Source organism: Natrialba magadii ATCC 43099 (assembly GCF_000025625.1).
GTDB classification, from domain to species: domain Archaea; phylum Halobacteriota; class Halobacteria; order Halobacteriales; family Natrialbaceae; genus Natrialba; species Natrialba magadii.
Genome location: NC_013922.1, coordinates 1,614,588 through 1,641,308 on the forward strand (window position 1 = coordinate 1,614,588; position 26,721 = coordinate 1,641,308).

A 26,721-nucleotide genomic window follows, 5' to 3' on the forward strand; every position below is an offset into this window, starting at 1 on the left:
CTGCGGCGACGAGAACGACAATGACAACGACAACGACACCGAGCACATGTGGGTAACAGCCCGCGGGTGGATCGTCCTCGCTGTGATCGCCGGTTCGCTCGCGATGAGCTGGCAGTACGGGCCGCGCGCGCTGAACGCTATCGTCGCGCCGCTGGTGATCGTGCTGGCTGCCAGCTTCCTCATCACACTCCGCCGAGATCGACCGACCGTCAGGCGACATCCCGTCGACGACGGCTTCGTCGGGGAGACGCGCGAGATAGCGTTCGTCGTCGAAACGGAGGGCGACATCGCCGCGACGGTCCGCGACGAGGTCGGTTCGGGACTGAAGCCAGTCATTGACGACGACACGAAAGCCCTCTCGACGCACGCGATCCTCGACGGCGAGACACACGTTACGTACGAGGTAGAACTCATCAACCGCGGTGAGCGTGCGGCCGGACCCGTTTCGATCACCGTCAGCGACATCTTCGGACTCTTCGTTCGGCGATACAGGTTCGACGAGCGAAGCGAACTCACGGTGTATCCGGAGATATACAGCCTCGACGGCGAACTGGGCCAGCGGCTCCAGAACATTGCGGACGCGACGGCCCGTCGAAGCCGCGAGGAGTTCGACCACCTGCGGGAGTATCGTCGCGGCGATTCACTGCGTGACGTTCACTGGAAGGCCGCCGCCAAACAGCCCGAAGACGACCTCGTCGTCACGGAGTACGCCGCCGACGAAGGGCTCGGATCGGTTACCGTCGCCGCAGAGTGTCTCTCCGGCCGAGAGGATGACCTCGCAACCGCCGTGGCGAGCATCGTCACGGCACTGCACGAGGCAAATATTCGGGTCGGACTCGTCGTCGACGGTACCGACATCCAGCCCGACACCGGAAGCGAACACTACTACGAACTACTCAGCGTCCTCGCCGCTCTCGAGCCACGTGCGGGCACGGCATCGCTCACGGACCGCGAACGTGCCGATTCAGAGGTCTGCGTGACAGCCGGCACGTCCGGAACAACCGTCTCCATCGGTGACCAAGACGCGCCCGCCCACGAGCGGGCACTCGAGTTCGAGTTCGAGTTCGAATTCGATCGAGTTCGAGAGGCGGGGGATGGGGGTCGGACGCGAGGAGAATGGCAAGGACGAGATCGAGAACGAGACCCTGGACAAGGCCGAAAGTCAGAAAGCGATCAGAGCGGAGAACGGACTCACCAGAGCACGGGCGTTGCACGCGGTCACGAGGATGAGACTGGGACGGGGGTGACATCATGAGCACCGATACCGGTGCCGGAACCAGTAGCAGTACCAGTACCAGTACGACAACCAGTAGCGACCACCGAAACGCACGGACGATCTCACTCGGCGTCGACGAGACGTCTCGGTCGATCGGGCCCGACGTGTTTCGGATCCTCGCACTCGGCTGCGTGCTGTTGCTGATCGCGTCGTTCGTCCGTATCCTCCACGAGGTGACCCAGGCCGTCGGCGGGACACCGTCGCTGTTTGCACTCGTCGGTGGCATGCTCCTCGCCGCGACGCTACTGGCGCGACTGATCCGACCACGAACCGCACTCATCGCGGCGCTCACAGTGGCTGGACTCGGGTTTGCCTACTACCTCGAGAGCAGCGGCGTTGGTGTCGGTATCGTTCTCTCTCAGACCGGCGCACTGGCTGACGATATCGCCACGCTCGCGACCGGCCTCCCGCTCATCCGCACCGTCGAAGCCGGCGTCTGGACACTTGGCTTCGCCCCCGCACCGGTCTTTCTCTCGTGGTATCTCGCTCTCCGCGGACGGTATGCACTGAGCGTCCTCCCCGGCGGCTTCGCGCTCGGATTTCTCGTCCTGACCGGGGACGCCGACCTCACGGTTACACTGCTTGGAACACTCGCCGGGCTGGGTGCCGTCGGGTTCGGTGAACTCGAACGCCGAGGCGGCTCGATCAGCCAGGCCGACCTGCTTGCGGCTCTCTTCGCGCTCATTATCGTCCTCTCGCTGTCCGTCTCGTTCGTCCCCGGCAGTTCCGAGGGGCCGTCGAGCATTGGTGCTACGGACGCAGGCACACTCGAGGGCACCATCGATTCGGCCGGTGATCGCTCGGGATTCACCGGGCAGGTCGACCTCTCGCCGGAGGTCCGCTTCACCGTCGAATCGGAACAACCCTCCTACTGGCGGACGGGCGTCTATGACCGCTTCACCGGCGACGAATGGGTCCGTACCGGGCAAGAACAGCCACTCGATGGACCGATCACCGAGCAGTCGGGCAATTACGAGACGGTACAGCAGATCGTGACTGCCGAAACCGAACTCGGCGTCATGCCGGTCGCACCACAGCCGCTGTCGGTCGCCGACGGCGCAGCGCAGTACGCGGAGGTCTCGTCGCACGGACAGGTCCATCCCTCGACCACGTTGATCGAGGGAGACAGCTACGCTGTCGAGAGCGCCATCGTCGACCCCGGAGCGGACGAACTCCGACAGGCAGGGACCGACTATCCCGACCAGGTCGAAGAACGATATCTGCAACAGCCAGAGGGGACCTCCGAGGCGTTTGACGAGTACACCGCGGATGTGACGGCTGATGCAGAGACGCCGTACGAGAAGGCTGCGGCGATCGAAAGCCATCTCCGATCCTCGAAGTCGTACTCGCTCGACGTCTCCCAGCCGGGCGGCAACGTCGCCGAGGAGTTCCTCTTCGAGATGGACGAGGGCTACTGCATCTACTTCGCGACGACGATGACGCAGATGCTGCGCGCCGAGGAGGTACCCGCTCGGTACGTCACCGGCTACACCAGTGGGCAGCAGGTCGACGACGACACCCACGTCGTCCGCGGACTCGACGCCCACGCCTGGGTCGAGGTCTACTTCCCCGACCACGGCTGGGTCGCCTTCGAACCGACGCCGAGCGGCGAGCGCGACGACGTCCACGACGACCAACTCGAGGAGGCCCGCGAAACCGGTGCCGAGAACGTCGACATCGAGGAGAGCGAAGACGTGCCGGTCCGTGAGGACGAAGACGACGATGAGCTGGCCGAGCGTGACCCGGCCGGTCCTGACGAGGACGCGGACAACGAAACGAACGAAACGGATCCGGATTCAGGTTCGGACCACGACCCAGAGCCAGAGCCGGAACCGGAACCGGAACCGGAACCGGACAACGAGAGCAACGACACGACTGACGGCACCGACCCCGGACCTGACGACGGCGGAGACGCGGATGCCAGCGACGATGGGTTCTCGATCCCCGTACCGATCACGCGCGAGTTGCTCGCGCTCACGACCGTCGTCCTCGTCGGACTGGCGGCCGGTATCCATCGGACAGACGGCCGCGAGCGTCTCCAGCGCTTACTTGGGCTCTACTGGCAGCGTCCGAGCGACGACCCGGACGCCGACGCGGCCCGCGCCTACCGTCGCCTCGAACGGCATCTGGGACGAGCATACCGACCCCGAAAGCCGGGTGAGTCGGCTCGCTCGTACGTCACGGCGCTTCAAGAACAGGCGACTACGAACGGCGAGCTCGATCCCGAAGACACGCGAATCGAAACGGTACTCGAGTCCTACGAGCGAGCGACCTACGGCGGTGGCGTGAGCCGGCGAGAGGCAACAGCCTCGATCCAGGCGGTCGACGAACTCGCGCGCGAGCGGGTGCCGCTAATTGGTGGAGACAAGAGCGAGAGAGTGGGCGAAAACGCGAGCAGCGACGGCAGCGGGGACGAGAGCGATGACGGCGATAGCGGGGATACCGGTTCCGAGGGTGAGTCAGGAACTGGCACAGAGGACGACAACCGTCGATCGTGATGACAGATTTGGGTGGGTCACTGAAAAAGAACCACACGACAGCATGTAGGTCCCGATAGTGTTTAATATGGCCATTTCGTAGCAAGGAACGTAATGTCGGAAGTCTGCTCGACGTGCGGGCTGCCTGAGGAACTCTGCGTCTGTGAAGACGTGGCCAAGGGACAACAGCAACTCAATATCCGCATTGACGAGCGCAGATACGGTAAAGAGGTAACGATCGTCGAAGGATTCGATCCGAAGGACGTCGACCTAGATAGTCTCTCGTCGGATCTCAAGTCCAAGTTTGCCTGCGGTGGGACCGTCGAAGACGGTCAGATCGAACTGCAGGGCAATCACACTGGGCGTATCGAAGAGTTCCTTCGGGATCGGGGTTTCAACGTCGCCTAACGCCCGCGATGATCTGAGACGACTTCCGAACCCACGACGCAAAGTCGACTGGCCTCGCGCCGGTCTCTGAATCGGGCGGTGAGTGACAGCGGTCCGGTCTTTTTACGCTGGTAAGTGATAGCGAGCGCTGGTGAGTTACTGTGAGTTACTGTGAGTTACTGTGAGCTATTGTGAACGTCGCGACGGCAACTAGAACGGCGACTCAGACCCAGCACCAGCATCAGCGCTGTGCTCACCGTCGGCAGCACCAGACTCCGCCTCCCTGTCGCCGGCCACGAGTCCGAACTTCAACCCGTACTTCTCGAGACCGCCCTCCATACTCTCGATCCGTGCATCTGCGGTCCCCTCGTACGAGCCGAGTAGCTGGGCCGCCTGGATGCTCGCCTTCCCGTGCGGACAGACGGTGACGATACGCGAGGCGTCCTCGAATTCCTCGACACGACTCGTGAGTTTCTGGAAGGGGACGTTCTCGCTACCGGGAATCCGGCTGTGGTTGAAGCTATGTTGATCACGGATGTCGACGATGCGAACGTCAGCGTCGGACTCGAGTAGCTCCTTGACCTCGTCGGGAGAGATTTCGCCGTCCATCACGCTCGCGTTGGGCTGCCGGAAGAATAAGCACATGGGTCGGAGTCGCAACCAGCGGTGTGACGTACGGGGGGTTAGCAGCCACTCGCTCACAAATAGCCAGCGCGAGTGACAGACAAATCGGCCGTAACAAGGCGTTATCGTCCTCGATTTCGTAGGGACGACTATGGTACGACAAGTGGTAACATATGAAGCACTGTTCGGCATCCAGCTTGTTGGCACGATCGTCCTCGTCGTCGGGCTATTTCTGGGCGGGCTGACAATGACGACGATTGCAGGCGGAGTCATCATCATGGCCGCAATCGTCGGGCACGTCTTCGCCGCAGTCCAGTTCGAGCCCGAAGAACTTGCCGACGAGCCTGACCGAGAGCGAGATCCAGACCCCGACTCCGAACCGGCGGGCCACGGTGCGAGCCGCTAACACGTTTGGTCTCGGACGGGAAGTACAGCGAGGACGGCGAACACGGCAGAGACGATGCAGACGAAAGTACGGTGGGTACGCCACAGACGGCAACCATCGCTATACCCACACTCACGGGCGACTTACTCGGCGTTGTTCCCAGACAGCACACCGTCCTCCCGAGCCAACAAGAGCGCCGACAGCGTCGAGTCGTTCACTGGCTGCTCGCGCGCCCGCTCGAGTGCCCGGTCGACCGGCACCGTCGTTACCTCGAGGAACTCGTTCGAATCCAACTCGCGCTCCCCGGGCACCAGCCCGTCCGCGTAGACGACTCCCCGGTCGTGGCGAAGCACACCGGTTGCAACCGCGTACTCCTGCAAGAGCACCGTACTCGTCGGTCGGAAACCAGTCTCTTCCTCGAGTTCTCGAGTCGCGGCTTCGGTGTAGGACTCCCCCTCCTCGACGATTCCAGCCGGGAGTTCGAGGTGTGTCTCACGGATTGCCGGCCGGTACTGTTCGACGAACAGGAGTTGATCTCCGCTCTGCTCTGCCTCAGGTGACTGCGAGTCGGACTCGAGTACCTGCCCATCGACGCGCGCGACGACGACGACCGCTGGCGGCAACTCGGCCCAGTAGTACCGCTGCTCGCTTCCGTCCGGTTGTTCGAGCAGGTCGTAGCCGCCGTCGTACCAGGGTGTTTCGTACTCGGTGACCTCCTCCAGAATACGCCACTCGTCGGGTGTCGTCATTGGTGGCGTATACCGGGCCGGAGCCGTAATAGGTGCGGGTTGCGTGCCGGAACGCATTTTCCCAGGCCGGACGTGACAGGTGGTAGTGAAGCGTGGCGTGTCCGACGACGAGTTCGATGCTGTCCCGCGCGAACAACAGACTATTCGCCTCTCAGCGGATCGCTTCGATTCGTTTCGCGACTGGGCAGTGAACGGAACGGCCTATACGGCGGCTGCTCGGGTGTACGACGAGGACGGTCGGATCGCACTCGTTTCGAATCGCTGGTCCGACGGGTGGGCGTTACCCGGCGGTGCCGTCGAATCCGGGGAGACGGTACGCGAGGCCACGCACCGCGAAATCCGTAAGGAAACCGGACTGGACGCGACGATCCACGAGCCGCTGGTTGTGGTCGAACAGACGTACCGCTCGGCGGCGACTGATGAGACGTACACCGGAACGTACGTCGTCTTTGCAGCCAGTGCTGACGGGCCGCTCGCCAATGTCGAGGAACTGGGTGTGAACCCGGACAAGATTATGGCCGCGTCCTGGTTCGAAACACTTCCGGAACACCTTCACGATGGGGCGCTACTCCGTCCGTATCTGTAGGGAAGTCAGATTCGAGAGCGCGATACAGCCTACGGCTCACCGCGCTCGACGTGCTCGCGGTAGAGCCGCCCGAACGCCTGCCGGCGCAACGTCGCGACTGCGGCGTCCTCCTCGTTCTGGAACGTCGCGGCGACCGCTTTCTCATCCGGCCCGGCGTGCCAGACGACCCGGTCGACGTTCTCGTTGCCGATGACGGACACCTCGCCGTCGTACGATTCCTGCCACTCGTCGAACTCCTCGCGCGTGCCGACGGTAACCGCGAGCGAACTCGCGAACAGCACGTCTCGCGCGGTCTCGACGACATCGCTCGTGACGCGCTCGGCGTACTCTTCGCGGTCGAACGCCATCGCCTTCGCAACCTCTCGGACGACCGTCTGGGCCGTCGGTCCGGCGTTCGCATAGCGTTCGCGCGCGTCGTCCATCGACGAGAACGTCGCTGTCCCAACGGTGTGCATACCCGCTTCTGATCGCGGGAGCAAGTTACAAATTGCGTGTTCGATTGGCGACGAACGGTCACCGCACCGTCCGGTAACCGTCGCCTCGCTACTCGTTCGTTTCTGACTCTGTCGCCGACTCCGCACTCGAATTCGAACTCGAACTCGTACTCGTACTCGTACTCGTACTCGAGTCCCCGTCCTCATCTGCTGCGTTTTCGACCATCTGGCGGGTCAGTTCGGAGGCTTCCTGCAGGACGTGTTCGGTTTCGGCGGTCATCGAGCCGCGGCCGCGCTGGCGGCTCTGACGGGCCAGGTCGGCTTCGAGACCGGTTGGGCGGCCCTGGGTGTGATCGTGATCGTGACCATGGCCGTGACCGCCACCGCTACCATGCTGACCACTCCGTCCACCCTCAAACGACGGCGTCTCGATCTCCGGCGCGTGTTCCGCAACGATCTCGCCAAGTTCCGGCGGTGAGCATTCGTCCCACTCCGGCGCGTGCTCGGCAAGCCACTCCTGGTGCTCCTGACGGCCAAGCGAGGCAGTGATCGCGAGATGGTTCGCAAGATGCTCCGCGTCGGCCTGTTCAGCCGCACAGACGGGGCAGGCGTATCCCATATCACCCACTAGGAGCGCGCGTAGTAAAACGGCCACGTCTCCAGCCGTGGCTGCGGGACTCGTACTCGAGTCTCCGGTGAGGGGACGGCATGCCGAGACGGCGAGACGGCGAGACGGCGAGACGACGATACAACGACACCCAGGGAACCCAACACAACCAGCGCAGCCAACGATAACACTCAGCGAACAGCCGACCGGCTACTCGAGTTGCCGAACCATGATAATCGCATCCTCGCCGTTGTTGTAGTAGCCGGGGACGTGTCGGATCGGTTCGAAACCGAACTGGCGATAGAGGCGTTTGGCACCCTCGTTCGAGCGTCGGACCTCGAGTTTGATCGAGTCGGCACCGTGGGCCGCGAGGACGGCGATAGATCGCGAGAGAAGTGCAGAGCCGACGCCCATGTCGCGTCGGTCGGGGTGGACGGCGATGTCCTTGACGTGGCCGAGCTGGCGGCCGAACGAGGTGGTGACGTCGGAGACGATGTAGCCGGCAATCTGGGCGTCGACGACGGCGACGAGAAAGCCGGGTTCACCGAGGAATCGATCGAAAGCGTCGTACGGCCAGGGCTGAGAGAACGACTCGTTCTCGATGCGAACGACGGCAAGCAGGTCGGCCTGTTCGGCCGGCCGGATGACGAGGTCATCATCGGTGCCGTCGTCGTGTTCCTCGGCTGGCGAAACCGTCACGCTGTGTGCTACTGCGCCGAGCGATAAAAACAGTGTGCGTCCGGCGGATGACCGGAGCGCTCCGCTGGGGATTAGAGCCGTTCGAGCCGCTCAATTTCGGCGTCCGACCAGTCGTAGAAGTGCCGGTCGGTCTGTCTGAGGACAGTCACGCACTCGTTGTACTGTTCTCTGGCGCGGTCGGCGAGCGGGTCGTTCGGATTGTTCTCGACCCAGTCGCGAAGGTCAGCGAGCGCCTCCGGCGAGTACGTGTCCATCCGATCCTGCTGCTCCAGGATCTCGACCTTGCGACTCTCCTGGCGGAGCGTGCGAGTCAGCGCCCAGAGGGAGATGCCCCAGAACGCAAGCAGCGTGAACGCGAGCATGCCGATGACCTCAGCGGTGAGGGGCATCAGTCATCACCTCCGGTGACGTCTGCGGTATCTGGTTTGTCGCCACGACCCTCGACGACCGACATGATGGCGTAGCCGATGATCGGGAACAGGACGATCACGAGCATCCCGGCGATCATCTCGGGTTCGCGGAAATTCTCCCAGGCGAAGTAGCCCATGATGAACAGCATGACAGCTGGGATGACGTACTTGATGACTGGGTCCCACCACTTGCCGACGTAGATGCCGGCGTTGCGGTTGACCGCGAGCAGGCGAAGCCGCTTGGGTCCGAGAACCCAGCCGATGACGCCAATGATCGCGAGCGTCGCGAGTGGCAGCCCCCAGTTCCCGAAGACGAAGTCGAGGAAGTCGAGGATGTCCGCGGAGTACGCACTTGGGACACCGAGCAGCCAGATACCACCACAGACGGCGAGCACCGTCTGTGTCCGATCCAGTCTCGTCTCCTCGCTGACGGTTGTAACGCTCACTTCGGTAATGAGCAACCCGGACGTGAACGTCGCGAGGAAGAATCCCAGGAAGAACAGGATCGCGACCAGGCCACCGAGTGGAATCTCGGGAAAGACCTGGACGAGCGAGACGAACGCGAGTCCGGCACCGGCGTCGGGTTCGACGCCGACCGCGAAGACGACCGGGAAAATCGCGAGTGCGGCGAGGATCCCAATGCTCGACTCACCGAGCGCAGTGAAGACGCCACCACCCAGTGGCACGTCGTCGTACTCACGGAGATAACTGCCAACAGTCAAGGCAATCCCCCACCCCAGTCCAGTCGAGAACAGTGCCTGTCCGAGGGCGGCGATCCAGGTGTCACTGGCTGCGAGGTACGACCACTCGATTTCGAACGCGAAGGCAATACCCTCGCTGGCTCCGGGCAACGTGAGCCCACGGATCGTCATGACGATGAGTGCGATGACGAGCGCCGGCACTGCGTAGACGACGAGTCGCTCGACGCCACGACGGATACCGAGGATGAGGATCGCTGCAATCGACCCCATGATCACCGTGTGGAGTCCGATCATCAGCGCTGGATTCGCGAAGAAGGCGTTCATGAACGATTCGGCTTCGAAGCCGGTCGCCGTGAACGTAAACAGCAGCGAGTGGACGGCGTAGTACAGCGTCCAGCCGATCAGTGGCGAGTAGTACGACATCAGCGCGATGTTGACCAACAGGACGATGACGCCGAGGCCAACCAACCCGCCACGCCCGAGAACGTCACGGAACGCGCCGATCACGCCCTTCTGTGTATATCGCCCAAGTGCAACCTCGGCCATCAGGCCGGGGACTGCGAGCAAGAACAGCAACACGAGGAACGCGAGGACGAACGCACCACCGCCGTTCTCTCCCATGACGTACGGGAATCGCCAGATGTTCCCCGCGCCGACCATGGCGCCGATCATTGCCATGAGGAACCCAAACCGCGTTCCCCACTCCGCTCGTGCAGTTTTTGCTGGTGCGTCTGCCATTATCTAACACCCACTGTGTCAAGGCACTGTATCATGGTATAAGTATATTGCGTGTGACACTGAACGACACGAATAACAACTGATTTCCGGCGTTACAAGCGGCTAATACCAGTTCTAGCAGAGCGAGCGGCGGTAACTCCTGAAGCGGTTCTCCTGGGAGAACCAAACCCCCATGACAACGGGGGTACTCGAGAGGGAGCGAGAAAACGCAGTCCAGAAATATGCTCAGGAGAGCTATCCCGACCGATCAGGCGTCCGCGTCACTATTGTCGTCATCGGTGTTGTCGTCGAGTGTCGTCGTCGGCTCTGCGTCCTCGGTTCCGCCCTACTGGGTATCCTCGTCTCTGTCCCCGTCTTCGTCTGCATTTCCGCCGCTAGTAGAATTGCCAGTCACCGGGGTCACTCCGCCGGAATCGCATCCATCTCGTACGATTCGGTCAGTTCCGTCAACTCGTCGAGCGCCGCCTGCTCTTCACGGAGATTCTCCTCTAACAGGTCCGCCGCATCGTCCATCCCGAGCTGGTCCGCGAGCGGGATCAGATTGCCGTAGGCTGCGATTTCGTAGTGTTCGGTCTTCTCCGCGGCCGCCATGCTGTGGAAGTCCATCACTTCCTGGGAGGGATCCATCGAGGCGAACCCCTCGTACTCCTCGATCAGGCCCTTGATTCCCTCACACTCTTCTTTCTCGGGTGGCTCGCCGAACATCTCGAAGACCTCCTCCAGACGGTTGATTTGCTCTTCCGTCTCCTCGCGGTGCTCTGCGAACGCCTCCGCAATCTCCTCGCGCTCTGTGTTCGACTCCAGCTCAGAGAGCGCGTCGAGGAGTTCGTGTTCTGCGTGGTAGATGTCTTCGAGGCCGTGCTCGAACAGGTCGTGGATGGTGTCAACGCTCATAAGACGATCACGAACGGCTTCGCCGAGCGTGTGAAAAAGCGAGACGCCTGCGACGGCAGGCGGACCGAGCACCTAGACGTAACGACCAACGGCTAACGGCTAACGTCCAACGGCTAACGGCTAACGTCCAACGGCTAACGGCTAACGTCCAACGGCTAACGGCTAACGGCAGACAGCGCCAGGCAACAGCAACTACTCCGTCGCGCTCTCTACACGATCCGCATACGTCTCGAGTTCCCCCGCAAGCTCACGCGCCTGATCCGGGGTTAACTCGAGTTCATCCATGTGCTTGGGGAGGTGTTGTTCGGTCGCGTTGTCGAGTTCGATCTGGAGGCGGACGCAGTCGGGTTCCTCGCGGTCGGTCGTGGCGTTGAGGACGGCGACGGAGTCGAACTCGAACTCGTGGCCTTTCGCCGACGCTTCGACGTAGTCGAGCGTGGTGTAGGCGTTGACCCGCATCAGTCGGTCGGACATGGCTAGGGAGTCGCACTACGATCACTTAGGGACTTCCAACGGGTGCCCTCTGTGGATGCGATGGACTGGACTCAGTCGCAGTCGCAGAACATAGACGACCAGTTGTCTACCGCGGTGCCCGGTAAATATCGACGAGGAGAGGGGAGCGGACGTGGGTAGTACGCGGGACTCAGTCGTCCGATGGAATCGGCGTCCCGTCCGCACGGGCAGGTGCAGGACTGGCGTCGAATCCGTCGTCCTCCGCGTAGGGATACCAGGTTCGCTTGGTGTTGTGCAGGAACGGATCCTCGTAGCTCGTCTCCTCGGGCTCGACGAGATCAGCCAGTACCTCGTCGTCGCGAGCGGCAACGAACTCGCGGAAGCTCTCACCGTCTTCACGCGCGTCGTCGAAATTGGCGAGCAGATTCTCAATCGCACCCGGCACTTCGTCAGCAGGCACGCGGTCCGACACCCAGGAGGCAAACTGCGGATTCTCGCCGAGGCCGCCGCCGAGGCCGATGTCGAGCGCCTCGACCGGTTCGCCGTCCTTGCGGGTCTTCATACCCCGCAGGGAGACATCGGCAATCTGGGGCTGGGCACAGGATGCCGTACACCCAGAGAGATGGATGTGGAAATTCTCGACGCCCTCAGGAAGCGAGACGTTGTCGACCAGCCAGCGCGAGAAGCGCACCTGGCGGTTCTTCGTCTCGACAATCGAAAGCGAACAGAACTCGCTGCCGGTACAGGCGATCGAGCCTCGCTGGAACGGGTGTGGATCCGGGCTATACTCGTCGAAGACCGGATTGTCGAGCAGCGCGTCGACCTCCTCGTCCGGCACGTCCGTCAGGATGATGTTCTGGCGCTGGGTCAGGCGAACCTCACCGGAGGCGTGTTCTTCGGCCGCGTCGGCGATCTCGTAGCCGTCGTCGATTCCGAGACGTCCCACGAGGACGTTCAGTCCGATGTAGTTGGTGCCGTCGTCCTGCTCGTGGACGCCAACGTGGTCGTGTTTGCCGTCCGCGTCACCAGCGTTGTAGCTGTAGGAGTGACGCAGATCCTCGCCGGCCGTCTCGAGTTCGAAGTCGATGTACTCTCCCTGGAGGACGTTGCGGACCTTCTCTGGCCCCCACTCGTCGACGAGGAACTTCATGCGCGCGTTGTAGCGGTTCTCGCGGTCTCCGTGATCGCGGAAGAGCGCCGAGATACCGCCAGCGACGTCAACGGCCTGCTCGGGCGTCACGAAGACATCGATGTTCTTCGCAAACCGAGGCTCGTTGCGCGCCAGTCCGCCGCCGACGCGGACGTTGTAGCCCGTGACGGTCTCGCCATCAATCTCCTTCTCGGCTGGCTCGAACGCCAGGTCGTTGATGTCACCCTGCCCACAGCCCTCGTCACAGCCCGTCACAGAGACCTTCCACTTGCGGGGCAGGTTCGAGTGCGCATCGTTCGTTTTGAACGTATCGTGGAGGTCGTCCGCGAGCGCGGCAGCATCGACGTGCTCGTGTTTGTCCTTCCCAGCGACCGGGCAGCCGACGATATTCCGCCAGGAGTCACCGCAGGCCTGGACCGTCGAGAGCCCGACGTCCTCGAGTGCCTCGAAAATACCGGGCACGTCCTCGATTCGAATCCAGTGGAGCTGGATCGCCTGACGCGTCGTTACGTCGAGCCAGCCGTTGCCGAACTCGGGATTCGAAACCGGACCGCGGGCGTACTCGTCTGCAATCTCGACGATGCGACGGAACTGCCCCGGCTCGAGTACGCCGCTCGGTGGCCCGATCCGCATCATGAAGTACGACTCCTGGCCGGCGCGCTGGTGGTACAGGCCGTACCACTTGAAGCGCTCGAACCAGGCGTCCTTCTCGTCGTCCGGAATCGACTCCCAGCCCGCTTCGGCGAATCGCTCGATATGGTCTCGAATGTCTGTGCCGTAGACCTCGTCCTTCCACTCCTCGACGTCAGTAGGCATCTGATGCATAGATACAGAGGCGGCCATATACGCCCGTGTGTCGCGTCAGACCCGGCCGCCTCTCGCTGGTCGAGGAAGGTGTTGCCAGAACCACTTCGTGTGAACGTGGCCCAAAAGAAGGGGGCGCTGGAAACGCGAGTTATGGAGTCGGAACGGCAGCGACGGGCGATGTCTGCACCGACCCCGGCTCATAGGACTTGAACTCGCCGTCGACGATTCGACCGACCGGGAGTGACTCGATGTAATCACGTGTTCCGCAGTCGATACACATCCCGACTGCATCAGCGACGATTCGATTGTCGATGGCTCGAAGGTCGACACCGGAAAATCCCTCGAGCAGCACGTGCGGAGTCTCACAGCTACAGTATTCGCGGAACGGGAGGATCCAGACATCACTGACACCGACCTCTCGAGAGTCGTTGACACTGATCCAGGCGCCGTCGTCGAGCGTTCGTAGTGCAATGGCCATAGGCGAACTACGTCCCTCCTGACCCTCTGTGCATCGCTGGTCGCAACGTTTTGTGCCGCCGATGACAGCCCGGAACGGAGAAATCGCAGGACAGTGTTGCGCTCGGACGAGTTACACCGACTCAAACGACGGCAACAATCCCCGCTAGGGGTGAGTACGGGTATCGTTTGCTTCCGAAGCGGTACTTATGAAAACTGCGCCCATACGAGGTGGTATGACGAAAGCGGCAGAACGCAGTCCAGAACCGGGGGAGCAGGACGAGCACCGAGACGATGCCCACCTGGACGGTATCGAGGAGGGAGCCGGCTGCACCGAAATCTGGGAACACCTCGCCGAACAGCGCGAGAACGAGGAGTGAGCACCCCTGCTTACCAGGTAGCGACACTTTTAGCGCTCAAGGACATACACATCACTAATTCATGAGAGATACCGGGCCCGGCGACACGTCTCGCGGACATCGCCGCGACGATCGTGAGCGCAAGCGCGATCGCGACCGTGATACGGATCGGGATCGGAAACGGGGTCGGAAACGGGATCGGGAGCACGGCCGGAATCACGATCGGCAGCAGGACCAATCGATCCCAACCGACCGAGAATCCCCCGTCGGCGCACCAGTTATCCGTGGTGACGAATCCGTCACCGGCCAGCACGCAACCCGGGCCGTGCAGTTCGATCCGGATGATCCGGACAGCCTACAGGAGGCCGCAGAAACCGTCGCGCAGTTCGCAACCGGCAACAGCAACGACGACCACCTCTACATGCTCCGCGGAGCCGCCGCCTGCGCGGCACTGGTTCGCGGTGAAGGCTCGTACAAAGCCGCCGCCGAGCGCGCCGGCGACGATGTCACCGTCTCGTTCATCCGCAAATGGGCCCGCGTTCACGACCTCCCTCGATCCGTTCGCAAACAGGTCGCACTCGGTCAGATCGCCCCCACCGCCGCCAAGCACATCGCTCGCGTCGGCGGCGAGGCTCGACTCCTCCTCGCCTGGGCCGCAATCGACGCCAACCTCACCGTTCGCGACGTCCGCAGCATCGCAAGCGCCGTCAACGACGGAACGCCAATCGAAGACGCACTCGCTACACACGACTCCCAGCTCGGCCGCCTCGAACTCGCGCTCTCGCCAGCCAGCTACCGCGATCTCAGACGACAGGCCTCCCTCGACGACGTCGACCCCGGCGAGATCGTCACGGCTGCACTCGAGTCGTATCTCGAGTAACGAGTCTGGTTCTCGAATGTTTTGTATCCACGAACGGGCCGCCATCCAGCACCGAAGAAAGAAACGTTTAACCACTACTCACCAATAGTGGAATACGCAGGGCCGGTAGCTCAGTCTGGCAGAGCGTCTGGCTTTTAACCAGACGGTCGCGTGTTCAAATCGCGCCCGGCCCGCTTTCTGCGAGGAACAATTCGTGATGAGCAGAGCGGCGACTTCGATTTGAACACAGGAAATTTGAGCGCAGGGAGGTTGTACGCAGCGAAGCGAGCACATCCGACCGTGTGTTCAAATCGCAAGCGAGTTCGATGTCCTGTGCGACGACCTCGTCCGTCGCGCAGTTGGGACCGCGAATTCCCATCGCCAGTATGAGGAATCCGCCGTCGGATGGGAATTGGGGTTGATACAGGCGCTCGATATCATCTGGATGTTGCTTGGTAGTTTCCTCTCACCGAGTCGCACTGTCGTCATCCGGTGGACCGTGTGCGAAAATGAAGTCTCTGTTGGAACAGACCAACGCCAACCAGTCAATTGAGCGTCTACTGTGAAAAAGCACCATACTGCCAGCGAATACTCTCTCCAGGAAACGTCAGCAAATATCAAGAAAAGCCAAGGGCCGGCTTCTAGCCAAACCCTTACAATCCAATCGGTCGTGTAGATATTCAAGCTATCATGACCGACGCAGACCCACGCGAAGAGGTCGACACCCTTCGCGACCGGCTCCGTTCGAGCGGGGAGGACGCACGCTACGTTCAGTTCGAAGCTGATCGACGACATCTGTTGAAATTCAGTGATAACATCCGGCTCGTCCCCTCGGAGATCGGCGACCATCGCCACCTGAAACTCCTGCGACACTGCTGTCGAATGGCGGCTCTCGTCCCGCCGCCCACCGTCGAGGACTTCAAGGACAACGATGAGGCAGCTGACGCTGGCATCGTCGACGAAGACGATGTCGACGATCTCCTCGAGGAGCACGGCCTCCTCGGACTCACACTCGAGTACCGTGCCGCTGCGGAAGGTGTTGTCCGCTGGATCAACGAAGAGTACGCCAACGAACACACGAACCAGGACTACCGGACTGCATTGCGGTCGTTCGGCCGGTACCGCCTCAAGAGAGACGAACCGCCTGAAAGCCTTACCTGGATTCCGACCGGGACGAGCAACGACTTCGACCCTGTTCCGTCCGAGCGAGATCTGCTCACCCACGACGATGTCCGGGCGATGATCGAAGAGGGATCGCGAAACCCACGTGACAAAGCACTGCTCGCAGTCCAATTCGAGGCCGGACTCCGTGGCGGTGAGCTCTACGACGTCCGCGTTGGCGACGTCTTCGATGGTGAGCACTCTGTCGGACTCCACGTCGACGGGAAGGAAGGTGAACGAAGTGTCCACCTGATCACGTCCGTCCCCTACCTCCAGCAGTGGCTCACTAGCCATCCCGCCCCGGACGACGACCAAGCGTGGCTCTGGAGCAAGCTCTCGTCGGCTGAGCGACCGAGTTACGCCACGTTCCTGAACTACTTCAAGAACGCAGCCGCGCGCGTCGACGTCACCAAGGACGTCACGCCGACGAACTTCCGGAAGTCGAACACGCGCTGGCTCATTCTGCAGAACTTCTCGACCGCCCGTATCGAAGATCGCCAGGGCCGCAAGCGTGGATCCGAGCACACTGCCCGCTACATGGCTCGGTTCGGGGAGGAGAGTAACGAACGGGCGTACGCGCAACTCCATGGTCTCGATGTCGAAGCCAACGAGACTGAAGAGGTTGCACCCCCCGTCCCCTGTCCGCGTTGCGGTGAGGACACACCCAGTGATCGGGACTTTTGCATCCACTGCCACCAGAGCCTCGACTTCGAAGCGAAGGAACTCCTCGACGAAGTCCGTGAGGTCCTCGACAACCGTTCGATCGAAGCCGAGGACCCCGAGGACCGTCGAGAGTTCGTCTCGGCTCGACGGACCCTGGAGGAGAAACCCCACGTCATGGACAAAGACGACCTTCATGAGTTCGCCTCCTCGTTGTCAGCCGAGGACTGAAGGACCATCTCGCAAATTCGACTGACTTCCTCGTCGTCCTCGTGTTTCGCTGCAAGTCGTTCGAACAGCTCGCGTTCGTCATCGGTCAACTCGTCGTTCGGTTCGCTGGAGGTCGGTGAAGTGCTCTGGCTCATTGGTCGGTCACCTGATTGCGGATGTAGATACGCTCGGACCACGGGCGGTCCATCAGTTCGATGCACGTGACTATCGCTCCCATTCTGGCAAGCAGCACGGTATCGGTACGGCGGTGGTAGCGGGCGACAGCGCCGCGGTGGGCGCTCGGGTAGTGTACTGGGTACGCCTCCTGCCACGCCTGTTCAACGTCGACGTCGTCCAGGGGTGATCGAGCGACCCACTGGTCTTCGACGTGACCTGTGATCTCTCCGACGGCGTGGTCGGCAGCGCGCTGTCGTTCGCGTTCGGTGGTCTCGGCGTTGGCCAGCTGGACCGTCATGCTGAGACCACTCCGTTGGTGAGCGCGAGTGTCGCCCAGAAGATGAGCGCGACAGCGCCGAGTAGGACGAGCGTCTTCAGCGGGGTGAGACGCGCTCGTTCGTTGAAGCGCTGGCCGAAGTATCCCTCACGAGTGTCTGGCGAGACGCGGCCGTCACCACCGCAGAGACTGCAGGTCCGGTTGCCTTCGTCGAAGCACTCGCCGTTCATGTGGCAGAGCGCATCGAAACAGTCGATGAAATCGCCACGGCCGTCACAGCTCGGGCAGTACGCGCCTTCGGTGTGGATGGCCTCAGACATTGCCGGTCACCTCGCTGCGGTCGTGGACCTCGCCGCAGACGCCGCAGGTGATTCCGTCGACATCGCGCTCGTTTTTGATCGCCGAGTGGCCGCAGGGGAACAGCCCCTCTCGGTCGTCGTCCTCGAGAATCCTCTGGAGGTACTGGTAGGCTCCCGGGTCGGTTTCCCAGAGACAGCGACGTTTTGCGTACTCCGCCGTCTCAACGCGGTCGGTTCGGCGGACGATCCCTCTGTTCCGTAGTCCGACGAGCTGATCCGCGAGTTCATCGGAGATGACGTTGGAACGCCATCGTCGGCCGGGTGCCGGGAGATCCGTGAGCAACTGTGCGTTCCGGCGGATGTATGGGCGCTGGAAACTCGGTGGCCCTTCGCGTGGAACGCCAGAACTCACGCCTGCTCACCCCCTTCTGTTCGAGTCGAGTTCTCAGATTCTGTTTCCAGCTTGACGCTGCACTCGAGACAGACCCGGACGTACTCGGCGTTCCACATCGCCCGGAGCTTCGCTCGGCTGGTACTCGTTTCAGGGTTCTCGCCGAGCGTGAACTCGAGTTTCTGCGCGTAGTAGCGCCCGCAGTGCTCGCCACACTCATCGCAGTGGTTGTCGTGGCGACGGCGTCCGAGTCGGAGCTTTGGCTCGCAGATCGCGTACCCGATCGCCTTCGCGAGGGCGAACTGCACTCGAGCGAGCACTATTGCTCACCTCCGCTGGCTCGGCAGTCTGCACACTTCGGAATCGTATGCTCGTACTCCTGCCGACGGACGGTGTCCCGTCGCTCGCCAGTCGTCGGATCTCGAGTACGGTGCTCGACGACTTCCTCCTCGACGAGCGTCCCGCCGGATGGAACCTGTTCGAGGTCAGTTTCTGGAACTTCGGTTGTGCAGCCGTAGCAGATGGCTGTTGGAACGGCGACACCGCCATCGGTCGCGACGGCTCGCTGGAGGTCGACGTCATGCATCTCTTTGCGGGCGTGGTCCTCGGCTTCGTCCGAGACCTCGAGGAGATCCGGGTCGCTGTAGGACCACGTGCAGTCCTCGCAGGTGGCGTGGTGGTGTGGTCGTCCACCGTCGGCGATCGCGGTCTGGCCGTCGTCACAGTCGTGGTGGACTAGCTCGGCGAGTGAGTCGAACGGCTGGTCGCACAGATCACACCAGTGTGCATCGCCCGTGAGGAACGCGTTTCGGCCGCCGTCAGCGGCGAGCGTTTGTTCGAGGCGGTCGCGCACACGCGTGAGGATATCATCTCGGCGGTGCTCGAGTTCGTGTTCGTCGACGACGTAGTCGATGGCGACTCGTTCGGAGTCACCGACGTCGATGAGCGTCGCGGCTTCGCGAACGGCGCGGTCGACGAGCTCCGCTTCGGGGACTGTGTGTCCGCCGTCGGTGACCGCCTCGGGTTCGGTGTCGGTCTCTTCGCCCGGCAGTGGGCCGATGTAGCGCCGGCGTCGGGCACCGCAGTCAGGGCAGGCGTCCGAGCCGTCGGTTTCGTACTCGGTGCCGCAGTTGGTGCACTCGACGGGACGGCAGTCGCGATCGTCGTCGACCTCGTCGGCGGTGTCGAAGTGATCGGCGGGGACGCCGTAGCGGGATTCCTGGGCGTCCATCTTGCACTGCTGGCAGTGCCACGAGTGATTGCCACAGGTTGGGCAGTCCGAGCTCATCGGCGCTCCTCCAGGTTGACCGCGTGGTTGGTTGTCAGCCACTCGGTGGCGGTGGTGCCTTCGACGCAGTACTGACACGCGCCCGTTGCCGGGCCACCGGACAGTGGCTCGGGTTCCTGGTGGCGTGCTTCGGCGTCGTCGAACGCCTGGGCGATCCGGAGGCGGTTGAGTCGTGCTGCGTCCTCGTCGGTCAGGTCCGACTCGAGTCGGTCGGAGTGGGCGGCAACGGTCGCTGCTGCGTTGATCGCCGCCGAAAGGGCGTCTTCGGGGGTTGTGGGCGTATTCGCTCGGTTGATGACCGAGTCGAAATACGGGCTGGTCGTGCTATTCGATCCGTCAGCGTTATCGGCATCGTTGGTGTCTGTGTTCATGGTTGCAGGTGACCGGAGCGGATTCCTGCTCCGGCGTTGGTGTCTGTAACCCGCGGACTACCGGGACGCGACGGCTTTGGTAGGTTTGGAGCGTCCCGGTGAGTGCCGTGAGTGGTTGATTCTGTGGTTGCTCCCAAAATGCACTAAAGATATCCTGCCCCGTTTCGGAACAGCCACCGACAACTAACGCTGTGTTAGCGACCATAGGGATCTCTGAGGCCACCAAAGAGCATCTTCGTCGAGGACGGATTCTTACGTGCATGGGACTGTCGAAGTGGCGCGCTTATCGCGCCAGCTTCTCTATGAAATATTTGTATTCTGTGCTCAGAGTCCGTTCACTTCGACAGTGTAGGACTCAGGCGCTTCCCACTCACCTTCGTCCTCCGCCTGAAAGCGAGCAACGAGGGCTTCACGCACGTACCGACTTCGGTTACTATCAGCGTCTTCTACTCTCTCTTCGAGATCTTCCAACATCTCGTCTGGCATGCTGAATGTCGGATGCGCCATACTACTACCATAGTAGACTACAACCATAATAGTATCGGACAGTCCTCGGGTAGAATGGTATTGAAGAATGGTACATTCTTATGGTGGTGTAGCAGAATGGTAGCACCATGACGAGCAAACGCGACAAGCAAATCTCCACCTATGTCACTGGGGAGGAGAAACAGGACATCCGCGTGCTCGCCGCTAAGCAAGGATATTCGGGTGTCTCCGACTGGCTCCGTGACCTCGCACTTGAGGAACTTGAGGAGGCTCGGGAAGAGGGAAACTCGACTAACAGCGTCGTAGCAACGGCAAACTGAGACGGAGGTACCCACGTCTACTGCTGTTTTCTGCCGCTCTAATTGCTTCCGTAGGATTTGCTAACTTCAGAGATTGGAAACACACCTCTCGCGTTTGTGTTGGACGGGTCTGTTAAAATATCCACATAGTGAGAGTTTTTAACGCTCGTGCTGAATACAGGGCGCGAATCGGTCAAAGTGGATGCTGAATGATTGACCAGACGCCAGTTGATCCCTCACAATTGTCTCTCTAATCAAACCACTGTTTCAGGGCGGCTTGCTCACAAGACTTACCGCCGTCATTTCCACCAGTTCATACAGCCTTCCTATCGCTGATTCGAGAATAGTCACTGTGCAGGTTCCCTTAATTCCCCTGGTTGTTACGAGTGAATACGGATCAGGGAGGCCTATGACTCCGTTTCAACTAGTTGTATCTGCCGGATGTACTCCGAGATGAAGTTCTCAGTGTTTCTAATATAAAGAGACCCGTTGCAGTCACAGTGTGCTTGTGCGATCTTGTTTACTCGCTCTTCGAAGGTGTAGATTCGATCCTCTGAGTCATCGAATTTGAAGTCTTCCTCATCAGAGGTGATGAAGCAATTTCCGAACCCATCGGCGAACCAGTCGACAGCGTGTGCGAGGATTTTTCGGTCGTGATCGTTATACATGTGGACAGCCAGATCCGTGAACACGCGAAGGGTGTAGCTGTCGGTGTGGACAGACACGCGCGGAGAGGGCTCCTTGAAAAGCTTTCGCTCTGCCCGACGAAACGCACGCTGGCGCTTGTTTAGGCGGCGAAGGGCTTCTTCGTCACTATACTGGTCAAGGAGTTCATCCAGGAAGGAATTCAACACGTCCGCATCCCTATCATTGAGTTCCTCACACGTTCTGAAGTCAAAGGTACTGAGTGGGTTGGTGGAAGCATGGGCAGTAGCATCCTTGACACCACTTTGGCGACGTTCGGCGACACCGGTATACTCACCGGCAACCTTCTGACTCACAGAGAGTGTGAGTTGCGGGAGGCAAGAGACGAGAACTTCAGCGGCTGCCTCGCGCCGGCGCAGTTTCTCGCTGGGGTTGAGGGTCTCTTTCGTGTAATCGATAAGGACAGAGGTATCGACGAAGACATCATCTCCTGCCCCAGGGTACGATTCACTGCTCATTATCCGATTCCTCCTCAGCCGTCTCTATCCGCTGCTGCCGGAGCGCGGCATCAGTGAGCGCGTTAGAAAGTCGGATTTCTTTGTCCTGATCGGCCGATTGGTATGTAGGGACATCCGGCAAAAACCCATCTCGTACGAATTGCTCCTGAAGCTCGCGTGTCTTGGCAGGTGCTTCTTCTTCGAGAGCTGTGATCCGTTCTTGTGAAATCCGAGTCAACCTCTCAGCGTCGGGCCCAATCGCCGTCAGCTGAGAGATATAGTGAGAAATGTACTGCCAGATTACCGCGTCGTACACTTCGTCGAGTGTGTTGAGCGTCTCTGGGGCAGTCAAAGGGATGTCCGCCGCATCATTCGCCTCCACTGCTAGGAGAACATCTTCAATCAAATCAGTGAAACCGTGAACAACCCCAGTGACGGCCGAAGGAATGAACTCAGCGCGCATAAGCGCCAGCCGGAGATTAACTGCAGCTCGCCCGGCCTGTGCTTCAAATGATGTACTTTTCCATCGTTCCGCTACCTCGGGCTCGCCAGTGAGAATCTGCGGTCGATTGTCGATCATGTCGAACGTAGTTTTTCGTGCATCCCGAAGCGTAATCCGTAACTTCACGTTCGCCAGATAGATGTCTTTGAGAGGTGGGGGCGCATATTCGTCATAGTATTCCAGAAGAAATGTGTAGTCGTCGCCGTTCCAATACTCCTTGGTCAATGGCGGCGTAAAATCTTGGTCGAGGAAAAATTGCAGATAGTCATTTTCCGTTAGCTCTCCAAGCTCCGTCTCCTCGATAGCAGGATGATTATCTATACACTGATTGGGGGACTCCTCAGTCGGTGAGTCGACGCCGTCATCTGTCTGTGAATCGCTTGCCGACTGTTGCCCATCGTTGGTCGGAGTTTGTGGCTCGGCCGGAGATTGAGTTCCGGTCCCAGCATACGATCCTGACGGTGCCATCACAGCCGTTGGGCCGTATTTGAACCAGCTGCGTGTTATCGGCGACGTTGTCTGGCTGCCATCAGCTGGGATCGGACCGAGGTAATGCTGAAGGGCGACCTCCGTGTACTTTTGGCGTTTAACACGGGTGCCTGTCTGCCAATTCAGCCCCTTCCCCTCAACAGCATCCCTAAGCCCCTGGTCAATCCGTCGGAGGACTTCCTGCTCCGTTAAGCTGCCACCCTGTGAACGGGGGTCATTTGGATCGTTACTCATGGAAACAGAAGTGGGACACCGAGATCGTCGGTGTCACCGTTCTTATATACTGTTTGGTCGCGATGGACATATTTCTTCTCATGTCTCCTCCTCTGAAGCTTCGGACATTACTTCAGCAAGTGTCCCGAGGACGATTCGGCCTAGTGCCTCAGGGATCGAAGCCGCTTCGTGAGCGAGGACGAGTGGAATCAGCCCATCCCTGTACTGAATCGTCAGGATGCGTTCAAGCACGCTAATCGTCCGGGCGAGTTCATCGTAGGCGTCTACATCTTGGACGATATCACCCTCCTTAGTGGCTAGATCACCCTCCTCGTACTGTCGGGGAATTAAGAAAGCAAGTACGTGCCCGGACCCGGAGCCTTTGCCGGATTTGTAGAGAAAGTTCTTACCATAGTACGTCTTATATGCGTAGTCTTTGGTACGGTCACCTGCAATCACGTACTCGTAGATGTCATCGTTTGAAAAGGGCAATACTGTGGGGCCATCAAGATAGTCGCGGACAGATTCTGCATACGCAGCGAAGTCACCGGTCTTGTGGATACCGATGTAGACTAACGGACTACGACCGTCGGCGCGAAGATACTGTTTGAATTCGCCGATCCGGTTGTGAATCGGCTCGTGAATCCACGCCCCAGTGTCAAACTGTGCAAGGGGTCCGTCTTTGATGAACGCCGTTCGCTCAAGCCCGGCGGGGTCGCTCATCCAGATGTCGTGTGCGGCACCGAGCAAGACAAGGTGCTCAATAATTCCCATCAACACGTTGAGGGCTGCCTCGTTCGACTGTGAGCCGGTCACGCGCTCGTGAACCCGAAGCGCATCTGTCGGGTACGTAGTAACCCCACATTCCGGGCATTGATCGGGTGTTGAAGAGTTCACGAACAATTGTTGGTGTTCGCAATCAGGGGCCGGACAGTACTCTAATCGGAGACGTCCATGTGAATCAAGCCGGCCCTTTCGCTTCAGGAGGTCGTGATATAGTGTGAATAGCGTTGTATCGAACACTCCCTTTGATCGAAAGTTCCGGTAGGTCATCTGTCGCCAGCTCTCGTGGGTTGACTCGCTGTCAAGGAGTGTGTTCGTACTCGGAAGTACCATCCGAACGTGATGGGTCTCGCCGAGGTTCGCTACTTTCGATGGCGAGACAAACGCATGCTTGGCCTGTGCGTCGAGGATCGCGAGATTAAGCTCAACAAGCGCAATGTCAATGAACCCCACTCGCTTGTTGCGCCGTTCGTCCCCGATCGTGACTTCGACCCGGGAACCATCGACGCTGTAGACCGTTTCGATCGGTGCGCCGAGATCATCGGCGCCTGGCAGTTCCTCGGCCGGAATGTCGTCGAAATCGTTGGCGTCTGCCGGCGATGGCGGATAATAGTCGAACTCTCCCAGTTCAGCGGCGAGCTCACTGTCACGGCTGAGCCCCACATGGCCGATACTGTTCGAGGGTTCGTTCGGGAGGGGCATTAGTCAGCTTGCCTCGATGAGTTCGGCTCTACTATGAACTCATCATCTTTCTTGACCCCAAACGGCGTATTGGCTTTGACCCAGTCAGTATCGAACAGCGAGATCTGTACCGGAACGATGTATTCGCCTTTGTACGTCTTCACGCGAGAGTAGCCAACTGTTTCGACATTCCGAATCGAATTTTCGAAATCATCGTAGTTGTAGTATTTTCCAAGCTCATTGATTTCTTTCTCGCTGTTGAGGTGTGTGACAATCCAATTAGCTGTATTTGCCCGGACGCGGGGGTCTACGCTCGTGACTTCTTGAGTTGCGTAGGCCATGCCAATCTTGAATTTAGCGCCCTCCTTCGCGAGCGTCACGAAGGGATTCATCTCACCGTCGTCGCGGCCGTACTCATCGAAATGCTGGTGCGCCTCTTCGAGATAGATCTGGATCTTCGGAAGTTCATCCTCATCTGTTGAGCGGAACCGGTCCATCGACTGGTTGAGAATATATCTGACGAGGCGCTCTTTTTCGGCTGTGATCACCTCCTCCAGTCCGTTCGAGATGTCCACAACGACCAGTTCGCCGTCTGTCAACAGATCGTATATCTCCTCTGCGACGTTCACCTCACGAGCGGGGTTGTGGTAATCTTGAAGCCTCCGTAACTTGCCGAAGCCACTCTGTGAACCTGCTGTACGGAACATCTCGAGGACATTATCCAAGTCGTCGTTGACCCAGTCGCGATCCTCGGGATAGGCATCGTTGATGTCTGACGTGTTTGCGGCTACAGTACTCCAAAACTCAACGAGCGTGTTTTCGCCGTCCCACTTGCCGAGCGGGACGTCATCGCTCGGCCCCTTTTTTTCGTAGTCAAGATGTGAATTATCGTTTACGATCTCTAACACTTCATCTCTGACGCTTATCCACATTGTTTCGAAGTCATCAGGGAGATCATCAGTACCAATTGCTCGCGAGATAACAGCGTAGTACGCACTACGAAGCCACTCTGCACGCGTTTGTTGGCCCCCATCCATGTCTTCGAGATCATCTTCGGAGGGAATGTTGTTCGAGACAGTTACAAAATTCTCCGTATATGTCGCGCTATCGTTACCGAGTTCCATCCGCACGTAGTTCTTCACCACATCAAGGTTGGAGCGGGCGAGAAGGTTCGTTCGCAGTGGCTTATATCGATCTGTCTCATCCTCTTGGGCAGCAAACTTGTAAACGGTTGAGATCGCCTCGAGGTCGCCGTCATCACCTTGCGCGTGCAGTTCGCCGAGCGCACACTCCTCGTCTTGATCGTTGACGTATGCGTACTCACCACTGGGATCAAAGATTAGCTGGCCGATCGATTCATCGTGAGCCTCGATCGCGCCAGCGATGATCTTCATCGTGTTCGACTTGCCCTTTCGTGTCATCCCAAAGACGGCTGTTTTCGCGCCGATGAATTCCTCGACGTCGAAGTACATTCCGGCGGAAGCACCGTCGCCCCAGATATCGGTCGTCGTATACTGCACATCGCCGAGTTTGACCGGTTTTGTGTCTGCCGTCGTAGGATAGCTCGCGATCCACTGCAACGCCGCGTGATCAGGCTTGTGAACGACATAATGTCCGGCAGAAAAGAACGTCTGGACATCACTACTGAAGCTTAGCCGCTGTTCGTCGTCTTCGTTCGTATCGTAGTAGAAGGTGCCCAGAATCTTTGCCTCGACACCAGAGTATTGAATTTGTCGGCGTGTGAGGACATCGACGAAGTCCTCGGGTGAGGCTGTCCCACCTCCCTCACCCGTGATTGCTTCCTGGATAGCATCATAGCGATTTGTTTGTAGGCGACCCTCCTGTGGAATATCGGTCGTGTCGCTCACGCGCAGAAGCAACGCGTGAGTCGCGTCAGTGTCGGTGGGATCCGGCGGTGCGTAACCAGGATCGCTCTCGGGCAGCCTGTGGCCGGTATGGACATCCTCCTCGGAGACGATCTCATCTCCTTCCAGAAGCGGACGCGCGATTAATAGCGAGTGGCGGGGGAGCCCGCCCGCATCCTGCGTCCACTTGTCGTTGGTGAGAACCTTACAGTGTTCATGACCGGGCGAGAACACGCCACCAACATGGTGAGATTCCACGAGAAGATCACCAATCCGCATATCTGTCCGTGGAGAAAGGTCATCTTCGAGTGATGAACACATCAATACCACCTACACATTCACCGACATATAATACCTTTTCGATTATTGAGAGGAA

Annotated in this window: 32 protein-coding genes and 1 tRNA gene; 10 read left to right on the top strand and 23 right to left on the bottom strand. The window is 60.0% G+C overall.

Features of this window, described 5'->3' with window-relative positions; translation table 11 throughout:
* The first annotated feature begins 46 nt into the window (after positions 1–46).
* The 3 genes from NMAG_RS07615 (at position 47) to yciH (ending at position 4,161) form a co-directional block, all read left to right on the top strand.
* A complete protein-coding gene (locus NMAG_RS07615; protein WP_004217447.1) occupies positions 47–1,255 on the top strand; it encodes a DUF58 domain-containing protein in 1,209 nt (402 codons plus the stop codon).
* The gene (locus NMAG_RS07620) at positions 1,252–3,774 is read left to right on the top strand and encodes a DUF3488 and transglutaminase-like domain-containing protein (protein ID WP_004217449.1); all 2,523 of its coding nucleotides are present in this window, start codon (positions 1,252–1,254) and stop codon (positions 3,772–3,774) included. The genes NMAG_RS07615 and NMAG_RS07620 overlap by 4 nt, the downstream gene beginning before the upstream one ends.
* 93 nt (positions 3,775–3,867) lie before the next feature.
* On the top strand, positions 3,868–4,161 hold the full coding sequence (gene yciH / locus NMAG_RS07625) for a stress response translation initiation inhibitor YciH (protein ID WP_004217450.1): 294 nt from the start codon (positions 3,868–3,870) through the stop codon (positions 4,159–4,161).
* Positions 4,162–4,350: 189 nt separating this feature from the next.
* On the opposite strand, the gene NMAG_RS07630 is transcribed toward yciH, so the two are convergent.
* Positions 4,351–4,749 carry a rhodanese-like domain-containing protein gene (locus NMAG_RS07630; RefSeq protein WP_004217451.1) on the bottom strand — a complete coding sequence of 133 codons (399 nt, stop codon included), beginning with the start codon at positions 4,747–4,749 and terminating at the stop codon, positions 4,351–4,353.
* A 166-nt stretch (positions 4,750–4,915) separates the two neighbouring features.
* Between NMAG_RS07630 and NMAG_RS07635 the strand changes: the two genes are divergently transcribed.
* The gene (locus NMAG_RS07635; RefSeq protein ID WP_012996544.1) at positions 4,916–5,170 is read left to right on the top strand and encodes a hypothetical protein; all 255 of its coding nucleotides are present in this window, start codon (positions 4,916–4,918) and stop codon (positions 5,168–5,170) included.
* 122 nt (positions 5,171–5,292) lie between these two features.
* Here the strand turns inward: NMAG_RS07635 and NMAG_RS07640 are convergent, their stop codons facing one another.
* A complete protein-coding gene (locus NMAG_RS07640) occupies positions 5,293–5,898 on the bottom strand; it encodes an NUDIX hydrolase (RefSeq protein WP_004217453.1) in 606 nt (201 codons plus the stop codon).
* Between the two features lie 97 nt (positions 5,899–5,995).
* On the opposite strand from NMAG_RS07640, the gene NMAG_RS07645 reads away from it, so the two are divergent.
* Positions 5,996–6,484 carry an NUDIX hydrolase gene (locus tag NMAG_RS07645; protein WP_004217454.1) on the top strand — a complete coding sequence of 163 codons (489 nt, stop codon included), beginning with the start codon at positions 5,996–5,998 and terminating at the stop codon, positions 6,482–6,484.
* Between the two features lie 29 nt (positions 6,485–6,513).
* Here the strand turns inward: NMAG_RS07645 and NMAG_RS07650 are convergent, their stop codons facing one another.
* The 9 genes from NMAG_RS07650 to NMAG_RS07690 all read right to left on the bottom strand — a co-directional run bounded on the left by NMAG_RS07650 (position 6,514) and on the right by NMAG_RS07690 (position 13,855).
* A complete protein-coding gene (locus NMAG_RS07650) occupies positions 6,514–6,939 on the bottom strand; it encodes a DUF5809 family protein (RefSeq protein ID WP_004217455.1) in 426 nt (141 codons plus the stop codon).
* 88 nt (positions 6,940–7,027) lie between these two features.
* On the bottom strand, positions 7,028–7,537 hold the full coding sequence (locus tag NMAG_RS07655) for a DUF5810 domain-containing protein (RefSeq protein ID WP_004217457.1): 510 nt from the start codon (positions 7,535–7,537) through the stop codon (positions 7,028–7,030).
* A gap of 198 nt (positions 7,538–7,735) precedes the next feature.
* Positions 7,736–8,224 carry a ribosomal protein S18-alanine N-acetyltransferase gene (gene rimI / locus NMAG_RS07660; protein WP_004217461.1) on the bottom strand — a complete coding sequence of 163 codons (489 nt, stop codon included), beginning with the start codon at positions 8,222–8,224 and terminating at the stop codon, positions 7,736–7,738.
* A 71-nt stretch (positions 8,225–8,295) separates the two neighbouring features.
* A complete protein-coding gene (locus tag NMAG_RS07665) occupies positions 8,296–8,613 on the bottom strand; it encodes a hypothetical protein (RefSeq protein ID WP_004217462.1) in 318 nt (105 codons plus the stop codon).
* Positions 8,613–10,073 (bottom strand): sodium-dependent transporter, encoded by a 1,461-nt coding sequence (locus NMAG_RS07670; RefSeq protein WP_004217463.1) that lies wholly within the window; start codon positions 10,071–10,073, stop codon positions 8,613–8,615. Before NMAG_RS07670 ends, NMAG_RS07665 begins: the two co-directional genes overlap by 1 nt.
* Positions 10,074–10,472: 399 nt before the next feature.
* A complete protein-coding gene (locus tag NMAG_RS07675; protein WP_012996546.1) occupies positions 10,473–10,967 on the bottom strand; it encodes a ferritin-like domain-containing protein in 495 nt (164 codons plus the stop codon).
* Positions 10,968–11,159: 192 nt separating this feature from the next.
* Positions 11,160–11,441 carry a DUF6360 family protein gene (locus NMAG_RS07680; protein WP_004217465.1) on the bottom strand — a complete coding sequence of 94 codons (282 nt, stop codon included), beginning with the start codon at positions 11,439–11,441 and terminating at the stop codon, positions 11,160–11,162.
* Between the two features lie 169 nt (positions 11,442–11,610).
* Positions 11,611–13,386 carry a nitrite/sulfite reductase gene (locus tag NMAG_RS07685; protein ID WP_004217467.1) on the bottom strand — a complete coding sequence of 592 codons (1,776 nt, stop codon included), beginning with the start codon at positions 13,384–13,386 and terminating at the stop codon, positions 11,611–11,613.
* Positions 13,387–13,525: 139 nt separating this feature from the next.
* Positions 13,526–13,855: a hypothetical protein gene (locus tag NMAG_RS07690; RefSeq protein ID WP_004217468.1), complete on the bottom strand. Its 330-nt coding sequence runs from the start codon at positions 13,853–13,855 to the stop codon at positions 13,526–13,528.
* Positions 13,856–14,069: 214 nt separating this feature from the next.
* Between NMAG_RS07690 and NMAG_RS22045 the strand changes: the two genes are divergently transcribed.
* The 4 genes from NMAG_RS22045 to NMAG_RS07705 all read left to right on the top strand — a co-directional run bounded on the left by NMAG_RS22045 (position 14,070) and on the right by NMAG_RS07705 (position 17,103).
* Positions 14,070–14,213 carry a hypothetical protein gene (locus tag NMAG_RS22045; protein ID WP_004217469.1) on the top strand — a complete coding sequence of 48 codons (144 nt, stop codon included), beginning with the start codon at positions 14,070–14,072 and terminating at the stop codon, positions 14,211–14,213.
* A 61-nt stretch (positions 14,214–14,274) separates the two neighbouring features.
* Positions 14,275–15,072: a DUF7119 family protein gene (locus tag NMAG_RS07695; protein WP_004217471.1), complete on the top strand. Its 798-nt coding sequence runs from the start codon at positions 14,275–14,277 to the stop codon at positions 15,070–15,072.
* Between the two features lie 99 nt (positions 15,073–15,171).
* A tRNA-Lys gene (locus tag NMAG_RS07700) sits at positions 15,172–15,245 on the top strand.
* Positions 15,246–15,741: 496 nt separating this feature from the next.
* Complete coding sequence (locus NMAG_RS07705; protein ID WP_004217472.1) at positions 15,742–17,103, top strand: site-specific integrase; 1,362 nt, start codon at positions 15,742–15,744, stop codon at positions 17,101–17,103.
* Here NMAG_RS07705 and NMAG_RS07710 read toward each other — a convergent pair.
* From NMAG_RS07710 to NMAG_RS07745, 8 genes are all read right to left on the bottom strand, one after another.
* Positions 17,067–17,237: a hypothetical protein gene (locus NMAG_RS07710; protein ID WP_004217473.1), complete on the bottom strand. Its 171-nt coding sequence runs from the start codon at positions 17,235–17,237 to the stop codon at positions 17,067–17,069. The genes NMAG_RS07705 and NMAG_RS07710 overlap by 37 nt on opposite strands.
* Positions 17,234–17,557: a hypothetical protein gene (locus NMAG_RS07715; protein ID WP_004217474.1), complete on the bottom strand. Its 324-nt coding sequence runs from the start codon at positions 17,555–17,557 to the stop codon at positions 17,234–17,236. The genes NMAG_RS07710 and NMAG_RS07715 overlap by 4 nt, the downstream gene beginning before the upstream one ends.
* On the bottom strand, positions 17,554–17,856 hold the full coding sequence (locus NMAG_RS07720) for a hypothetical protein (RefSeq protein ID WP_004217475.1): 303 nt from the start codon (positions 17,854–17,856) through the stop codon (positions 17,554–17,556). Before NMAG_RS07720 ends, NMAG_RS07715 begins: the two co-directional genes overlap by 4 nt.
* Entirely contained in the window at positions 17,849–18,247 is a 399-nt protein-coding gene (locus tag NMAG_RS07725) for a hypothetical protein (RefSeq protein WP_004217476.1), read from the bottom strand. Before NMAG_RS07725 ends, NMAG_RS07720 begins: the two co-directional genes overlap by 8 nt.
* Positions 18,244–18,546 (bottom strand): hypothetical protein, encoded by a 303-nt coding sequence (locus NMAG_RS07730; RefSeq protein ID WP_004217477.1) that lies wholly within the window; start codon positions 18,544–18,546, stop codon positions 18,244–18,246. The genes NMAG_RS07725 and NMAG_RS07730 overlap by 4 nt, the downstream gene beginning before the upstream one ends.
* The gene (locus NMAG_RS07735; RefSeq protein ID WP_012996547.1) at positions 18,546–19,514 is read right to left on the bottom strand and encodes a hypothetical protein; all 969 of its coding nucleotides are present in this window, start codon (positions 19,512–19,514) and stop codon (positions 18,546–18,548) included. The genes NMAG_RS07730 and NMAG_RS07735 overlap by 1 nt, the downstream gene beginning before the upstream one ends.
* Positions 19,511–19,885, bottom strand: coding sequence for a hypothetical protein (locus tag NMAG_RS07740; RefSeq protein ID WP_004217480.1), 375 nt, complete (start codon positions 19,883–19,885; stop codon positions 19,511–19,513). The genes NMAG_RS07735 and NMAG_RS07740 overlap by 4 nt, the downstream gene beginning before the upstream one ends.
* 324 nt (positions 19,886–20,209) lie before the next feature.
* The gene (locus NMAG_RS07745; protein ID WP_160165673.1) at positions 20,210–20,392 is read right to left on the bottom strand and encodes a ribbon-helix-helix domain-containing protein; all 183 of its coding nucleotides are present in this window, start codon (positions 20,390–20,392) and stop codon (positions 20,210–20,212) included.
* A gap of 107 nt (positions 20,393–20,499) precedes the next feature.
* On the opposite strand from NMAG_RS07745, the gene NMAG_RS07750 reads away from it, so the two are divergent.
* Entirely contained in the window at positions 20,500–20,691 is a 192-nt protein-coding gene (locus NMAG_RS07750) for a plasmid mobilization protein (protein ID WP_004217483.1), read from the top strand.
* A 386-nt stretch (positions 20,692–21,077) separates the two neighbouring features.
* Here the strand turns inward: NMAG_RS07750 and NMAG_RS07755 are convergent, their stop codons facing one another.
* The 4 genes from NMAG_RS07755 to NMAG_RS07770 form a co-directional block, all read right to left on the bottom strand.
* Complete coding sequence (locus tag NMAG_RS07755; RefSeq protein WP_004217484.1) at positions 21,078–21,833, bottom strand: hypothetical protein; 756 nt, start codon at positions 21,831–21,833, stop codon at positions 21,078–21,080.
* Positions 21,823–23,037 (bottom strand): hypothetical protein, encoded by a 1,215-nt coding sequence (locus tag NMAG_RS07760; RefSeq protein ID WP_004217486.1) that lies wholly within the window; start codon positions 23,035–23,037, stop codon positions 21,823–21,825. Before NMAG_RS07760 ends, NMAG_RS07755 begins: the two co-directional genes overlap by 11 nt.
* Positions 23,038–23,115: 78 nt before the next feature.
* Complete coding sequence (locus NMAG_RS07765; protein WP_004217487.1) at positions 23,116–24,501, bottom strand: BRcat domain-containing protein; 1,386 nt, start codon at positions 24,499–24,501, stop codon at positions 23,116–23,118.
* Positions 24,501–26,666 carry a helicase HerA domain-containing protein gene (locus tag NMAG_RS07770; RefSeq protein WP_012996550.1) on the bottom strand — a complete coding sequence of 722 codons (2,166 nt, stop codon included), beginning with the start codon at positions 26,664–26,666 and terminating at the stop codon, positions 24,501–24,503. The genes NMAG_RS07765 and NMAG_RS07770 overlap by 1 nt, the downstream gene beginning before the upstream one ends.
* Positions 26,667–26,721: the final 55 nt, after the last annotated feature.